Origin of the sequence: Bacillus sp. AR2-1, assembly GCF_008368755.1 — a bacterium.
Classification (GTDB): domain Bacteria; phylum Bacillota; class Bacilli; order Bacillales; family Bacillaceae_G; genus Bacillus_A; species Bacillus_A wiedmannii.
On sequence record NZ_QORY01000012.1, the window covers coordinates 58,790 to 74,998 of the forward strand.

The 16,209-nt window shown below is 32.0% G+C and carries 12 protein-coding genes; 2 read left to right on the forward strand and 10 right to left on the reverse strand.

Annotated features, from left to right (window positions below; genetic code table 11):
* Positions 1 to 25: 25 nt before the first annotated feature.
* Genes DT250_RS15285 through DT250_RS15295 form a run of 3 tightly spaced genes read right to left on the reverse strand, consistent with a single transcriptional unit; the run spans position 26 to position 3,265 of the window.
* On the reverse strand, positions 26 to 1,075 hold the full coding sequence (locus tag DT250_RS15285; protein ID WP_088063402.1) for a Gfo/Idh/MocA family protein: 1,050 nt from the start codon (positions 1,073 to 1,075) through the stop codon (positions 26 to 28).
* 17 nt (positions 1,076 to 1,092) lie between these two features.
* Positions 1,093 to 1,953: an HAD-IIB family hydrolase gene (locus DT250_RS15290; protein WP_088063401.1), complete on the reverse strand. Its 861-nt coding sequence runs from the start codon at positions 1,951 to 1,953 to the stop codon at positions 1,093 to 1,095.
* Positions 1,940 to 3,265, reverse strand: a complete 1,326-nt coding sequence (locus DT250_RS15295) for a DegT/DnrJ/EryC1/StrS aminotransferase family protein (protein WP_088063400.1) — start codon at positions 3,263 to 3,265, stop codon at positions 1,940 to 1,942. Before DT250_RS15295 ends, DT250_RS15290 begins: the two co-directional genes overlap by 14 nt.
* 98 nt (positions 3,266 to 3,363) lie before the next feature.
* Between DT250_RS15295 and DT250_RS15300 the strand changes: the two genes are divergently transcribed.
* Positions 3,364 to 4,353 carry a LacI family DNA-binding transcriptional regulator gene (locus tag DT250_RS15300; RefSeq protein WP_088063399.1) on the forward strand — a complete coding sequence of 330 codons (990 nt, stop codon included), beginning with the start codon at positions 3,364 to 3,366 and terminating at the stop codon, positions 4,351 to 4,353.
* A 174-nt stretch (positions 4,354 to 4,527) separates the two neighbouring features.
* Here the strand turns inward: DT250_RS15300 and bla are convergent, their stop codons facing one another.
* Together bla and DT250_RS15310 are read right to left on the reverse strand one after the other, a co-directional pair.
* Positions 4,528 to 5,475 (reverse strand): class A beta-lactamase Bla1, encoded by a 948-nt coding sequence (gene bla, locus DT250_RS15305; RefSeq protein WP_370513124.1) that lies wholly within the window; start codon positions 5,473 to 5,475, stop codon positions 4,528 to 4,530.
* A gap of 207 nt (positions 5,476 to 5,682) precedes the next feature.
* Positions 5,683 to 7,818 carry a peptidoglycan D,D-transpeptidase FtsI family protein gene (locus tag DT250_RS15310; RefSeq protein WP_088063397.1) on the reverse strand — a complete coding sequence of 712 codons (2,136 nt, stop codon included), beginning with the start codon at positions 7,816 to 7,818 and terminating at the stop codon, positions 5,683 to 5,685.
* Positions 7,819 to 8,167: 349 nt separating this feature from the next.
* On the opposite strand from DT250_RS15310, the gene DT250_RS15315 reads away from it, so the two are divergent.
* Positions 8,168 to 9,889 (forward strand): peptidoglycan D,D-transpeptidase FtsI family protein, encoded by a 1,722-nt coding sequence (locus DT250_RS15315; RefSeq protein WP_088063396.1) that lies wholly within the window; start codon positions 8,168 to 8,170, stop codon positions 9,887 to 9,889.
* A gap of 46 nt (positions 9,890 to 9,935) precedes the next feature.
* On the opposite strand, the gene DT250_RS15320 is transcribed toward DT250_RS15315, so the two are convergent.
* From DT250_RS15320 to DT250_RS15350, 5 genes are all read right to left on the reverse strand, one after another.
* Entirely contained in the window at positions 9,936 to 10,763 is an 828-nt protein-coding gene (locus tag DT250_RS15320; protein ID WP_088063395.1) for an anti-sigma factor, read from the reverse strand.
* Entirely contained in the window at positions 10,753 to 11,286 is a 534-nt protein-coding gene (locus tag DT250_RS15325; RefSeq protein ID WP_060488847.1) for an RNA polymerase sigma factor, read from the reverse strand. Before DT250_RS15325 ends, DT250_RS15320 begins: the two co-directional genes overlap by 11 nt.
* 599 nt (positions 11,287 to 11,885) lie before the next feature.
* Positions 11,886 to 13,856, reverse strand: a complete 1,971-nt coding sequence (locus DT250_RS15335) for a penicillin-binding transpeptidase domain-containing protein (RefSeq protein ID WP_149213296.1) — start codon at positions 13,854 to 13,856, stop codon at positions 11,886 to 11,888.
* Between the two features lie 654 nt (positions 13,857 to 14,510).
* The gene (locus DT250_RS15345; protein ID WP_098200189.1) at positions 14,511 to 15,233 is read right to left on the reverse strand and encodes a thioesterase II family protein; all 723 of its coding nucleotides are present in this window, start codon (positions 15,231 to 15,233) and stop codon (positions 14,511 to 14,513) included.
* Entirely contained in the window at positions 15,220 to 15,924 is a 705-nt protein-coding gene (locus tag DT250_RS15350) for a 4'-phosphopantetheinyl transferase family protein (RefSeq protein ID WP_149213297.1), read from the reverse strand. The genes DT250_RS15345 and DT250_RS15350 overlap by 14 nt, the downstream gene beginning before the upstream one ends.
* Positions 15,925 to 16,209: the final 285 nt, after the last annotated feature.

The following is a 16,209-nucleotide window of genomic DNA, read 5'->3' on the forward strand; positions in this document are numbered from 1 at the left end:
TTAAACCCCTGTTTTTACCATAAAACTAAATAGTTGCTACAGATCGTTCTTTATTACTACTGCTTTTATCAAAAAACATATCCAATATTACTTGTGAACGAAATCCATCTTCAAATGTTGCTACAGACTTATTTTGCCCACCTTCCGCAGCCTTAGCCCATTCTATAATTTCACTTCTAAAAGAATCAGACCATTCAAAAATCTCGTTTTCTGGATCGACTAGTAAAGGTAATGGTAACGGGATTTCATGTTTTTCCAATCCATCAAAGAGTATATATTTATTTGGCTCTTTAGAAGAATACTTATATTCTTTCTTCGTACCTATTACCTCTATACTAAAACCACAATCGTCAAGAAATGAACTTTTAGATGTTGTAATATTAACAAAAACCTTATTTTTCAATTGGCCATAAACCTCAGCATAGTCATCAACAAAAACTGGTTTACTTTCTTTTTCCTTAACATTTGTTTTAATTTTAGTTCGAACAGTATCCTCTCTGAAATCACTCTCAAATAAAAACCATAATAAATCTATTAGATGAATTCCTAAATCTCCCAAGGCCCCGCTAGTTCTATTACTTTGAAAATCATCTCGCCAAGTAAACGAAGTTCTCCTAAAAGCGCTATTCTTTTTAAAATGCAATCTTACCACTACTATTTCCCCTAATTCTTCATTTTGAATTAATTGTTTTAAAGCCTTAACATAAGAAAGGTGGCGATAGTTAAACCCCATTGAAGCGACTAAATTAGTATTTTTTGCTATTGTCATCATGTATTTTGCTTCTTCACAAGAAATTGCCATTGGCTTTTCACATAACACATGTTTGTTTTTTAATAACGCTTGAACAGCTTGAGATCTATGACAAAAATTCGGTGAAGATATTATTACCCCATCAACTACTTCAAGTAACTCTTCATAGCTATTAAAAACCTTCCCACCAAAATTCCCTACCAACTTTTGGGCATTCTCATTATTAACATCATACACTCCAACTAATTTACAACTATCAACAGTTGATAATGCTCTAGAATGAGCTCTTGCAATACTTCCTGCACCTATAATCCCAATATTCATTATATGAACATCCCCTTTTAATTAATAATGTGCTTTAGAGTATTTAAAATTCCAATCGAGTATTCACCTTCAGCTAACATTGAGTGTGTGTTTTTGGCTTCTTCTGTTGCATTTTCTACTAAATAACCATGTCTTACAGCTTGTAGCATTCTTAAATCATTCCCACTATCTCCAAAAGCAATGGCATTTGTTTTATCTAGTTCGTACTTGTCTAAAATAAACTTCACTATCTCATCTTTACCTGTTCCAAGTGGAATAAAATCTACATCATAGCAATTTTCTGGATCACCAGCTAGTGGATTACATTTGTTAATATTAACTCCCACTTGGAATATTTCTCCGATTTCTTCTATCTTTTCTAAATTCTTTGCATCAATAAATTCATTTTGCTCTTCATAATAAAAATTAAATTTGTACTTAGAACTTCCTAATTGTGTCTGAGGTCTTAAAAAAATTTCATATTTTGATTCTAGCAATTTAAGAATTCTTTCAATCTTTGAAGAATCAAAACCACCCCCTATAATTCTCTCCTCCCAAATTTGATCATCTATAGTAGTCCCATTACTATCAAAGTACGTTATTTCTGTACCTAACCCACTCGCCACAAAATGAGGGAAATACTGAATACCACCCTTTTTCATTTTTTCAACAATTGATTCTAAACTACTTCCCGTTACCCAACCAATTACTAAATCCCCTTTACTTCCTTGTTCATACAAATACTTTTCTAACAATTTCATATTGCTTCTTTTAGAATCATCCATGTTATGAGGATAATAAGTTTCATCAAAATCACAGAACACTACATATTTAGGCTTTTTAACCTGTGGTAGTCTTTCAAAATTTAAAGACTTTAAAACTTCATTACTTATTGACATTGAATAATCCCTCCAAAACGAAATTTTGCTCTTCTAACATCATATTTGGGTGTAAAGGTAAATGTAATATTCCTTTATGAACTTGCTCTGTATTTAATATATTGTTTTGCAAATCATTTTCCTTTATCCACTTAGTATTTTGTTTATGAGATAATACCGGATAATAAATATCTGTTTCAATGTTATACATTTGGTACAATTTATTTTTCAACTCGTCTCTTCTTCCATTTTCAACTCTAATCGGAAAAAGGTGCCAGACATTATCTTCTGTCATCATAGGTAGCTTAATTAATTCTCTATCCTCTAATTCCTTTAAATCACGTATATATCGTTGAGCTAAATACGCTCTTTTTAAATTGTTATATGATAAGTACTTAATTCTTTCCAAACCAATAGCTGCTTGCAAATTATCAATTTTAGAATTGAATCCAAAGTCTAATACCTTTTTATTTTTTTTATCAATCTCAAATCCATGATAACTATATTGATTGCAACGAATTGCAAGAGTTTCATTATTAGTAACTATTGCACCTGCCTTACCACATACACCAAAATTCTTATATGGATTAAAACTAAGGACAATTATATCTCCATATTCTCCAAGATTTGAAGAACCAATAGCTTGACATGCATCTTCAATAACTGTTAATTGATATAGATCCGCAATTTCACGAATTTTTTTCATTTCACATTGTTTACCATACAAATGTACAGGTAAAATGCATTTAGTTTTTTTGGTTATAGCTTCTTCTATTTTAGATGGATCAATACAATAACTCTGCTGATCTATATCTACAAATATAGGTTTTGCTCCGACTGCTAACACGGCATTTTCAGTAGCAGCAAAACTATTAGCTGGCATAATTACTTCATCTCCCGGCTGAATACCAATAGATAACAATGACACCATAAGGGCATCTGTACCACTACTTGTTGCAATTACAAACTTTTTATTTAAATAATTTCCGATTACTTCTTCTAGCTTTTTTGAAAATGGTCCACTTGTAAATTGACCTGTCGGTAAGACATCTTTTAAAACTCCTATAATTTTTTCAACCTCATCTTGAGAAATCAACCGATTAACTGGCATAAATTCTATTTTCTGTATATTTTTTCTGCTATAATTGAAAATATCTTTTTCTATATCAATATCTATTTTCAATTTATTTTCCCTAAATAATTTCTCTTTCATCTTGTGATTCGGCAATATATTACTAATTTCAAATTCTTTTTCTTTTGTTTCCCCCTGTAGGCACTTTAATAAAGCTAAATTGTCTTTACTATGTCCAGAAATTGTAGTAAGAGTTTTCACGTTAAATCACCTCTAAGAAATTATTTTGAAAATCATGAGTAGACTATATTTTATGTTATCGATTACATGTCAACATTTTTTTTACGGAGGGTTTCTCTATGGTAACAATTAACGAAATAGCTAAATTATGTAATGTATCAAATGCTACGGTTTCAAGAGTTCTAAATAATCATCCATATGTAAATTCAGAAAAACGTGAGAAAATAATAAAAGTAATGCAAGAATTCAACTATACTCCTAGTTCTATTGCTAGGAATCTTAGGATAAATAAGACACAAACCATTGCTCTATCAATTCCAAATATAGATCATCCTTTTTTCGGAAAATTAGCTAGAGAAATTTCTAAAGAATTATTAAAACACAATTACAAATTGCTAATTTATCAGACTTTTTATGAGAAAAAAATAGAGCTAGAATTACTTTCATTACTAAAGAATAAAGCTGTAGATGGTGTAATTCTCGCATCCCTAGAAAATAGTTGGGAAAATATAGAGCATTATTTAGCATATGGGCCCATATTACTTTGTAATGAGTATGAGGAAAATGCACCTATTCCAATAATTTGTTACGATGAATTTGAGGCTGGATACAAAGCTGTTAAACATTTAATAAACAAAGATCATAAAAAAATTGGCTTTTGTTTTGATTCTCTTAATAGTCAAGCACAATTAAAACGCCAACAAGGATATTTGCATGCCTTAAAAGAAAAGCAATTACCATTCAATAAAAATTGGCTGTTTGGAGATGCAATTACTATTGAAGATGGATTTAGAATTTTTGAGAAATTAGATAAATTAAAAGATAGACCTACTGCATTATTTACTGGAAATGATCAAGTTGCTGCTGGAGTCATTAAAGGAGCTACTATAAAAGGATATTCTATTCCAACTGACTTAGCTGTTTGTGGTTATGATAATCAATTAATTTGTACAGTTACAACTCCAACAATTAGTACCATCGATATTCCAATTGTTGAACTGAGTAAACGTACCGTTAACGAGATTCTACTATATATAAATACAGATGAATCTATTAAACGTAAAATTATTGAATATCCTACAAACTTAATTATCCGTGAATCGACATAATTAAAACAAAAGTTTCTGCTTAAACTTATCTAATAAATAAAAATAAAAAGAGGACGTAAATAATAATGCGTCCTCTTTTTATATCAAATTAAATTAATCCATCAAAATGCTTTTCACATTAAAAAGAATCACTTTCCAAGTTCATATTTTATTACATAATGAATTGAGAGATTATCACTTAAGAGCCTTAACTATAACTTCAGTTGCCTCTGCAATGAGTTGATTATCATAAGTAGCTTCTTTCTCATCTTTACTAGATAAAATTGCGATAATAATTGGTGCTCTATTTGGCGGGCAAACGATAGCAATATCATTTCGTGTCCCATAACTTCCAGCACCGGATTTATCTGCAACTATCCAGTCAGTTGGTACGCCTGCACGAATTAGTTTGTCTCCTGTAGCATTTCCTTTCATCCACCCTGTAAAAATGTTACGTTTATGAACCGGAAGCACATTTCCGACCGTAAAGGCTTTCAGATTCGTAGCAATTGCTTTCGCTGTACTAGTATCACGAATGTCTCCTGGAATAGCCTCGTTTAATTCTGTTTCAAAGCGATCAGACATAGTAACCCGATCACCCATCTGTCTAAGCGCTTTTTCATATCCTTTTGGTCCGCCTATTTTGTTAAATAAAATGTTCCCTGCAGTATTATCACTGTTACGAACAGCAGCCTCAGCAATTTCTCCTAGTTTCATTCCAGTATCTACATGTTTCTCGGTAACAGGTGAATAATCCACTAAGTCTTCTTTCGTATAAGTAATAACTTCATTTAATTTCTCAGTAGAGTTTTGCTGTAGTAATACCCCTGCCGCTAACGCCTTGTAGGTTGATGCAAAGGCAAACCTTTCGTTAGGTCGATAAGAGATTGTTTGATTTGTACCAGTATCAATCGCATATACACCTAATCGTGCATCGAATTTTTTCTCAAGTTGAGAGAACTCTTTATACGTCGCCTGATGTTTATGCTTCACTTGTCCTGTCTTTTCTTTCGCCTCAACTTGCAATGGCCCTCCTTTAAAAGCTTCTAAGCTTGTAAGACTTAAACCTAATATACCAACGCATATACCTATTTTTAGCATCCTCTTGTTTTTCAAGATCATCATTCCTTTCAAATTCTTAATACCCTTTTATACGTACACATAATAGACAATCACCGAAACAAATCTGTTCCATAAACTTAAAAAACTTTATAACTAGTATCAGAGGTATTAACAAAATAAGTGATAGCAACTATGATCGCCACTATCGCTTATTTCACATCTCATCTTTTTACTTATTAGTGCCTTTATATATACAAGGGCTCTTCACCTGAGAAAAGTGCACAAATTTTACTCGTTTTGATTCGAAGCATCTATACCAGCAACTTCACCATTTATACGCTGCTTTTTCAAATCAAAGTATACATCTAAAACTTCTTTTCCAATTATAGAATTAATTCCACTTTTATCGTTATGAAGCCATGGAACTACTACAGAAAATGCTACTTCTGGATTATCATATGGAGCATATCCAACTAACGTTAAGTTGTAGCATTCCATACGTTCTCCTTTTGCATTTCTACCAATTGGATCATCTCCACCATATACAGTTTGAGCTGTCCCTGTCTTTCCTGCTGGTTTATATGGCGCGTTTTTGAAATACTTCACGCCAGTTCCATCACCTTCTTGGAATACCCATCTAAACCCTTCTTTTATCCGATCAATATGTTCTGTCTTCATATCAATTCGATTTAATACGACAGGCTCTATAGAGCGTATAACTTTGCCAACCTCTTCTTCTTTTATTGATTGCTCTCGTATTTCTTGTACAATTTGAGGTTGCATTCTATACCCCCCATTAGCAATCGTTGAAATATATTGCGCCAACTGCAACGGTGTATACGTATCATACTGCCCGATAGAAAAATCTAGTAAAAAACCAGGCTGACTATCTACTTTTCTAGTTTGTCCAATTATTTCATTCGGTAAATCAATACCTGTTGGAACTCCTAATCCAAATTGTTTAAAATAATAGCGCATCGTATCAAATGCTCCTTGTTTTATATCCAACGAACCATTTGGTACGTAATTAACTCCCGCAATTTTTAAAGCTGTCTGGAACATGTATACATTCGAAGATACTTGTAGCGCTCGTAAATCATTAATATTACCAAATCCGGATACATTCCACGATTTCTTAGCTTGTGTACCTTTAAATTTCATGGGTGCATCATAAAATTGATCTCCTGGCTGTATTGCCCCTGTCTCATATCCAGTTAATAAAGTTGCACCTTTTACAGCTGACCCTAGCTCATACGAAGTTGTCATGTTACCTAATGCCAAATCCTCAATCTCTAATTTCCCTTCTTTTTCTACAATCTTTTTGCCTGCCATAGATAGAATCTGTCCGTTATTTGGATTCGTCATGACGACAAAAGCTCGGTCCAACAGTGGCTCTGAACTCTTAAACGCTCTCAAATTTTTCTCTATACTTTCTTCCACTTTCTTTTGTAATTCCATATCAATCGTTAATGTTAAACTATTACCACTTTTTCCTTTAGAGATTATTTCTGTGTTTATAATGTTTCCTGATTTATCAGTAATGTTTTTCACTTCTTCTTTTGCACCGTGCAAGACATCTTCATATCGTTGTTCAATATAACTTTTTCCTACACGATCATTTCGGTTATATCCACGTACCAAATAAGAATCTAAGTTTTCTTTCGGTAATCCTTCTTCACTACTCGTAATATTACCTAACACGGAACGAAATAAATTACCATTTACATAATTACGTTCCCAATCAACTGTTGCATCTACTCCTGGAAACTCAGCAAGGTTTTCACTTATTCGCGCATACTCTTGATCTGTTACATCTTTTTTTATAATTTGTGGTGTTAGTTGATAACCTGAACTCATTTTGCTTTTAATAGCTAACACCTTTAAATCTTGTGCTGTTAATTCTGCCAATTCTAATTCTGTAACACGACTTCGTCTTAAGTCTTCTATTTTTTTATCTAACTCTTTTCCCTCTATTCCCTTATCTTTTAACTTTTTTATATCTTTTTTAGTAATCATTGTCTCCGCACGTTTCGTATTCAACTGCATCCAAAAATCTTTTTTATCGATATCTGTTAATTTATTTATATCTTGTTCAGACATTTCAAGCACTTTCGCTAAGTCTGTTGCTGTTTTTAAAATATCTTCATTAGTAATTCCCTTTACCCTTGTATACGTAATTGTGCGAAGAGATTTATTATTAACAACTGTTTTCCCTTCTCGATCTAGTATTTGTCCACGTGGAACTGGAATGCTAGTTGTTGCATTTTGACTGCTTTCTATTTGATTCTTATAAGCCTCTCCCTCTACGATTTGCACCTTTCCTAGCTGAACAATAATAGCTGAGAATAGTAAAAATATGCAAAGGAACATTATATTTAATCGAATAGATATATACGTCTTGTTCTTTCCTTTTTGATTCCCCATAAATCCTCCATTTAATTCCTTATATGTTACATACCGATGGCCGGTTATAAATATCGTTTCGACTTTTTTGCTAAATCCTTGTTAGCATTCATACCTTTTCGTTTAGCTACGTAATTCATAACTCTCCTTTCCTATTTTCTCTCTATTTTTTGTCGCTAGCATTAGAAATGCTAAACTATATACTGGCCCATATAAAACTTACACATAGATTTGCTAAAAACTTTTCATACTGATTATTCCTTTCTTCATGCTGTAATACTTAATAGACAATCTAAATAATAAAGTTGTTCCACATTTACAAAAAAAATAATTAACTATAAGATGAAATAAGCTAAAAAGGGAGGGTTTTATGTTACATACAAAAATAAAAAGATGGAGATTTATAGCGATTCTTTCTATTGTAGGTTTGATATTAATAATTTTGTTAAAAAGCCATTTCTTTTCAATTACTATCGAAACTTCTTCGGCCGAAAGAGGACAAATACTTGATCGAAATGGTGTAATACTAGCTACAAATAAGAAAGTTAAGTCTTTATATTGCACTTTTAATGATGAGAAGCTATCGAAACAAGATACAGCAAACACATTAGCTTTTTTCAATCAATTTTCAAGCGAATTTCAACATGACATTTCTACAGAGGACATAAAATCTCAATTACAACAATCTTGTAAAAAGCAGACTATGAATGATATACCGTTATACTCTGACATAACTGAGAATGAACTTGCATTCATAAACAAAAACAAACCCAATAATGTAATAATCAAAGATGAAGTGATTCGATATTATCCTAAACGTGAAATTGGTTCACAGGTAATTGGGTATGTAGAAAATGACCTTAATGTACCCGTTGGAAAAAGCGGGATTGAGCTGCAATATGAAAATGATTTAAAAGGAAAACCCGGAAAAACTCTTATTTTTAAAATGAATAATAAAAAGTTCTTATGGAACATTCAAAAAGTACAAAAAGGAAAAGATATCTGGCTAGCTTTAGACTCTAAGTTGCAGCAAAAAACAGAGGAAGCATTAAGATCTCAAATCAAGAAAATAACTGATGTTAATGCTGGTTATGTTGTGGTAACCGATGTGAAAACTGGCGCAATTTTAACTATGGCCAACTCAACAGTGTTTGATCCAAATACATTATATGAACAAGTATCATCTAAAAAAGAAAACATCAAATCACTTTCGCAAAATAAAGCAATTCAAAAATTAAAGTATGGTGAATCTTATGTAAATATGGCCTCAACTATAAAGCCACTTACTATTTTAATTGGATTAAACGAAAAGCTTTTTCAACCTGAAGATACTTATTTAGATAAAGGTACTTTTCAATATGATAATCAAAATAACATTACGAATGCACCTGGAACGCCAACAGGTGAGATTACACCGAGGCAGGCTATCATTAATTCATCTAACACATTTATGACAGCAAAAGTAGCTCTACCCTTATTCAACCAAAATAATGGGAATATAGAAAAAGTTGCACATATATGGACAGAGTATTTAAAGCAATTCGGCCTTCGTTCTAAAACTGGGATTGATTTACCTTTTGAAGAAGACGGACAATATGAATTTCATCCAACAAACAAGTTTGAAAATGGTATCTCCGCCTTATTAAATGCCTCTTGGGGAGGAAATGAAGTACACACTCCTCTTCAACTTGCTCAATATGCAGCAACTTTAGCAAGTAAAGGTGATAAATATAAACCTCAAATCGTAAGTGCTATTATTGATCAAAATGGTAAGGAAACAAAAAAGTTTAAACCAATTTTAGAAAGTTCAAATTGTTACCCGGTGAAATTTTGGAGTGTCGTGCAAGGTGGGATGAGCCAAAATATAGAGGAAATTAAAAACTTACCCTTTCATGTCGCAGGTAAAACAGGCATAACAGGTGCTCCGAATGAGCAAGAAAGAATGATAAACCATTCTCTTTTCATTGCATATGCTCCTACCGAAGATCCACAAATTGCCGTTTCTGTCGTTATTCCTGGTAGTAATTCAGAAAAAAACATTGCTGCTCTCGTTACATCAGAAATTTTAGAGTACTGGAATACTCTTCAATAAGAGAATAAAAACATAGAGGAAGGTTCATTAAAGTGAACCTTCCTCTTTACCATATAGAATCTATATTCGTTATTTTCCATTTACCTTCATGATCCCTTTCGAACATGAAAGAATATTTAATATCAGTTAAAACATACTCTTTTTGTACATATCCAGTATTACCGCTAATTGTCGATACTTTTATATATCCATTATTCTGCACTTTTTCTGGAATCCAAGCTTTTACCATTTCATTAGATACTTCATATAAAACTTGTGATTCTCGCTTTGGTTCAGCTAAAATTTTCGTTTTATTTCCAGTAACAGTTGCATATACATAATGCGCTTGCTTTGGTTCGTTACTTTCTGTCAATCCACTTGGTACTTTGTATGCTTGCTTTGAATCATTTGTAAATTCTCCCCCCATGGTAAGAGCAACTTGCAACTCATGAAAAATATCTTCATCAAATTTCAATTCATCCTTCTTATAACTCTTCCCTTTAAATAGAACTTCATCATTTAACGCTCTATACAAGTCATTTTCATTTTTTGAATTTGTACTTTGATATAATTCATTCATAAATTGTTTTAATGTTGGATCTTGAGCAGACTCATCTTTAGTTTTAGGCTTAATTTGTGTACTACTTTGGACCGGTGATTTATTATCATCAAGCCATGGTTGTTGAACGATAACAAATAACATTGTACAAACAAAAACAACTATAATTGGCAGAGCTTTTTTACGAAACGGTCTTTTATGTTTTACAGAATTCACTTCATTATTTTCATATATAGACTGCTTTATTTTAAAAATAAATTCTTCTTCATCTTTACGATTCTCCATTGGACCTTTTTTTAATTTACTATACCAGTCAGGATTTTTTTTATTGTTCATCACTACTACCCTCCCCTATTAATTTTGAAACCTTACTTCTCGCTCGGCTTAATCTAGATTTAACAGTTCCAATGGATACTCCCAGTGTTTCAGCCATTTCTTCATAAGATAATTCATATTTCGCGTCTAAAATTATTATTTCACGGTGTTTTTTAGGTAGTTTTAAGACAACATCCCACACTTCATTCATTTCCTCTTGCTTGAAAAACTCTCGTTCTGCCGATGGAGATTGCTTATCGTCACTAAAAAAACCTACTAATGATATCCTTTTAAAATAGGAGGATTTCAAATAGTTTATTGCTGTATTTCTTGTAATTTTTAATATCCACGTTTTAATAGATGACTCCTTTCGAAATGAATTCCAATTTTTAAATACCTTTATAAACACATCTTGCGTGATATCATCTGATAAGTGTGGATCTTTCGTAATAATAAATGAATAATTCCATACATCTTGCCAATAGTCTTTTATAACATAGTCAAGCTCATCATGAATACACTTTTCAATAAACGTCTCTTCCATTTCCACACCTCGAACTTATTTGAATAAAGATAAAACTGCCCTCACTTTTATTATGGTTTCAATATATAGACAAGATACAAGTTTCATTTGTTCCGTTCTTTATCTTTTTTTGATAAAAAAATCCTCCTAAAAATGTAAAGGTGTGCAATTACCTTCATAAAATAATCATCTATACATTCTTTTACATGACAGGCTCCGAAAAAACAAGTAAAGCATACAATGTTAAAAATACACTCATAAAAAATCTGATTATTATTTGTGCATTTCACGCAACACTCCACTTGTATCACCTTTTTTCTTAGAGCATACTTATTTGTGTGCTCTATTTATGTTTTACTAAATAACTGTTTTATTAAAGTTTAACCCCCCCCTCACTTGTCCCTTTCAATTTGTTTTACTCTTCTATTTACTATTAGCAATACCAACCTTTCAAAAATGAAAACATAGATAAGTTATCATCTTTATTCAGCCACAACAAAAAAGCATTCTCGATTACGGAGAATGCTTTTTCGAAACTTAATTGTTCTTTGTATCGCTCAATTTATACCTTCGTGTTAAGCAAACAATGAATGTAGTAAAAGATTTCACCTTATAGTTACTTATTTTTTCTGAAAAACATGTTTTACTTTTTCCCCTGGAACGTTACTCCCCCCTCTTCCTTTTACATCTTCGATCATCATGGTAATGATCATGTCGGGCGCATTTGCATCAAAAGCTGCAAACCATCCAAGTTCTTTTCCGTCTGCTTCTTTCGACTCCTTCAGTTCTGCTGTACCGGTTTTACCAGCAAGAGTTATACCATCAACCTTAGCAATTCTCCCCGCGCCATCAGGGTCATTAATGACTTTTATTAATGCGCTCTTTAATATCTCTTGATTCTTTTTAGAAACCACATTTTCTTTCCAATTCCCCGCTACTTTTGCTTCTTTTAAAAGATGAGGCGACGGAATATTCCCTTCATTCACAATCGGTGCATATGTTAATGCTAAATGAAGTGGTGTCATTAATACTTGACCTTGTCCATATCCCGTGTCTGCTAGTTGAATATCATTTTTTATCCCATCTCTTGCAATGATTGAAATAGGAAATTCGTATTCGATTGGTAATTTTTCATGAAATCCGTATTTCTTAAATTCATTTACATACTGATCTTTTCCCATTTTCAAAGCTTGTTGAGCAAAATAAATATTATCAGAGTACTTCATTGCCTTATCAAAATCAATTGGACTAGCTTCCTTCACACGTGTTACATAATAATTTCCCCAAGATGAATCTTTTGCCCACTTTAATCCTTGAATTTTAAATTCTTCCTTCGGGTTTATAGTGTTTGTTTCCAAACCAATTGCACCAGTAATCGTTTTAAATACGGAACCTGGTACAAATGCTTGTGTGAAACGATTCATCATTGGTAGTTTCGAGTCGTTATTCCATGCTTCTCGTTGGGCTTTTGATGCTCCTCTAACTATTGTATTTGGATTATAAGCAGGGCTACTTACAAGTGCAATAGTTTCACCTGTTTTAGGATTGACCGCTGCACTAGATCCTGCTTCATTTTTCATCTCATTAAAGATTTTTTCTTGAATTGCAGCATCAATTGTTAACGTAACGTTTTCCCCTTCTTTTGCTTCTTTTTTTGCTACATTTTTAATCTCTTTTCCATTCTCATCTTCTATAAATACGCGTCCACCTTTTTCGCCACGCAATTTATTCTCTAATACTTTCTCTAAACCTGTCTTACCTACTAAATCATCTGCTTGATACCCTTTTTTTTGAAGCGATTTTAACTCCTCTGCATTCACCTTTCCTATATAACCAGTTAAGTGTGCCGCCGCTTCTCCTAATGGATACGTCCGAATATTTACTGGGCGAGATGCAACTCCTTCTAATTCAATATAATCATTCTGTCTAGTTCCCTCTTTTAAAATACCAATTGGTACAAAGGAGTCTGGTTTTATCCATTTCGCTGTAAGCTTCTGATCGACCTCTTCTATAGACATATCAAGTAATTGTGCTACTATTTCTTTTGTTTGCGCTGCCGTTTCGCCTAGTTTCTCTGGAATAATTCCAACCTCAGTCGCTTTACCATTCGTTGCAAGAGCTTTCCCATTTCGATCATATATTTCTCCGCGTTTTCCTTGTTCTATTTGCATACGTACTTTGTAATCTTTTTTCATAGCTGGAAAAATGAAATCTGGTGTCCAATCTATTTTCCAAGATTCCTTTTCTCTCACGAGTTTTGCTTCATGGATAAATGAAACTGTTCCTCCATCCGTATCCATCTTAACTTCAAAAAGAAAAAGCTCTTTATCTTTAGCATTCTCTCCTTTCGTTTTAATTTTTAAATTCTTAACTCCAATACCCTCATAGATTTTTTGATATTTCTCTGTGAAATCCTTTTTAGAAATCGTTTTTTTGGCACGCTCTGATAAATGATCATACATATTTGCAAATTTTTTATCATTCCATAAATTGATATATTCTTCAAATGTTTGTTTTGGCGGTTCGTTTTTATTACACCCTACCAACATAACTGCAAAACAAAAGAAAACCAGCATCCATAATTTTTTCAATTCAATCTTCTCCCTTTGTTAAAAATATTTATTCCTTTCTTGATATATTAAATAAAAAATGTTGTAACGCTTAATAGACAGTGTAAGTAATGAGATTGTTCCACATTTACAAAAAATTTCATTTACGCTTAAGTTGCATTGGAAGAGGAAAGTTTGTAAGCTTCTTGCAAACATAAGGAGCGAATATATTTAGCGAACGTTATAAGTATTAGTGTTGTTTTAAAAAATTCATTTAAAATACCTTTTAATTCGTTTTCGTCGATATTATCTTTATAGATTTTTGATACAAAAATAGAATCCTTATAGTAAGGATTCTACAGTAGAAAATGATAGATTTATTTTTCTTAACCTGATGATTTGGGCTTTTAAAGTACATAGTACTTACAATTAGCATTATAAGCAAGATCCGCTACTTGCATCGATTAACTCATCAGTTATCCAACAACTGTCTGATGAAGAAAGAAAGCTTCACCTTCAGGTAAAGTCAACTTAAACTAAAGTTACTTCATATATTTTACTTAAAATCCCATCAACACCTACCTTTAAACAGTTCGTTTAAACTGCCCTGCCTTTGTTCAAAGGTATTTCAGCAATGCCTGTATTTTTCATCTTTAATATTTTTGTTTCTTAGCCATGAGTATAGTTAGAAAATCTCTAAAAACTATTTGATAATCTTTTAGAATCTAACTTTCTTATAATACTATTTGCTATTTCTTCAATATTTTCATCTAGAAAGAAATGATTACCTTCAAAAGAATGAAAAGTACACGTTTTACTTGTGTATTGCTTCCATTTTATTACTTGATCATATGTAGTAAACTCATCCTTTTCCGCATTAAATATAAGAAAATCAATATCACATGGTTGTGTATTATTGTCATGAATATATGTCTCGACAATTTTAAAATCTGCTCTTAGAATAGGTAGAAAAATCTCTATTAATTCTTCTGATTCAAGTACCCCAGATGGTGTACCTCCCATTGCAATAACTTCTCTTTTAAATTGTTCATTAGAAAGATTATGTCGAATATTTTTTATTTTACTATTTGGATGATTTCTACCGGACAAAACAAGAAATTTAGGCAATACATTTTTAGAATCTTGTATTTTTCTAGCTACTTCATAGGCAATCAAACTTCCCATACTATGCCCAAATAAAATATATGGCGAATCATCTATCTGCATAACGATATTATTATAGACATCATTCACCACCTCTTCCATACTTTGGTGCAAACTTTCTTCAATTCTATATCCTCTACCAGCTAACTCTATCGGGACTACCTCAATATATGGATTAAAGTAATTTTTCCATTTTGCGTAACTAAACGCAGATCCCCCAGCATGTGGAAAGCAAAAAAGTTTAGTCTTTTGCATTGATTTTCTCCTTACTTTCAAATTTGTATATATTTTGGCAAATTGTATAAATGTCTTTAATTATTATCTCTTGCGGAAATTCATTCCTTGTTGCACAAGCAGATATCTTATAATTTGGATCAATGTTATATTGTTTAAAGTAAAAGTTTTTAGGTATATTCTTGTATGTAATTAAAGTTCGTGACTCTTTTTTTATAGAGAATGAATTTAACGGGGTATAAAGCCCTTTTCCAATCGTTTTTATATAACTTTCTTTTAATGTCCATAAATCATAAAAATAATTAATTTGTTCATCAGAATTCATATTAGATATTTCATAAAATTCTTCCTCTGAAAAAAATTCATGTGCTAATTTAAAAGCCTCTATTTCTGAAACTTTTTCTATATCAATACCCACATGAAAATTAGCAGTAGTACAAACCACCCATTCTCCTGAATGTGACAAATTAAAATGAAAGTCAGAAAAATTTTCAACAAAAGGTTTTCCATACTCATTATATATAAATCTAATTTCTTCATTATTAATTTTATACTTTTGGCAGATTAGAGATCGGATTAGTAAATCTCCTATCAGGGTCCTATTAATGTCGCATGAATTTAATAAACGCTTCATTCGTTCTTTCTTCGCATTCGAAACTAAGTTACTAAGTTGCTTAAACAAATGACTTTCAATATTCTTTGGTATTTTCACAGCTTGAATTTGTATGATAAATCACTTCCTTTTTTTAAGAATTACTTCATATATGAACGTTACAGAAATTCAAATTCACTTTATTAAATTGCATATACAATAGGAAAGGTGCATATTTACATATCAATGAAAATATGCACCTTTCCTCAGTAATATCATCAGGTATTCGCTTCTATTACAAAGATTTCAGAGCATTTACATCTTACTATGGGTAACTCATTAAGATTTCTATGTCTCTACCAATTTCTTTTTACATTATCCCCTTAAAAAGTAATGCTCTTAATA

Bases quoted from the DNA above. Each gene is read 5' to 3' on its own strand.
- DT250_RS15285 (WP_088063402.1), bottom strand. From the start codon at position 1,075: ATGAATATTGGGATTATAGGTGCAGGAAGTATTGCAAGAGCTCATTCT.
- DT250_RS15290 (WP_088063401.1), bottom strand. From the start codon at position 1,953: ATGTCAATAAGTAATGAAGTTTTAAAGTCTTTAAATTTTGAAAGACTA.
- DT250_RS15300 (WP_088063399.1), top strand. From the start codon at position 3,364: ATGGTAACAATTAACGAAATAGCTAAATTATGTAATGTATCAAATGCT.
- DT250_RS15310 (WP_088063397.1), bottom strand. From the start codon at position 7,818: ATGGGGAATCAAAAAGGAAAGAACAAGACGTATATATCTATTCGATTA.
- DT250_RS15315 (WP_088063396.1), top strand. From the start codon at position 8,168: ATGTTACATACAAAAATAAAAAGATGGAGATTTATAGCGATTCTTTCT.
- DT250_RS15320 (WP_088063395.1), bottom strand. From the start codon at position 10,763: ATGAACAATAAAAAAAATCCTGACTGGTATAGTAAATTAAAAAAAGGT.
- DT250_RS15325 (WP_060488847.1), bottom strand. From the start codon at position 11,286: ATGGAAGAGACGTTTATTGAAAAGTGTATTCATGATGAGCTTGACTAT.
- DT250_RS15345 (WP_098200189.1), bottom strand. From the start codon at position 15,233: ATGCAAAAGACTAAACTTTTTTGCTTTCCACATGCTGGGGGATCTGCG.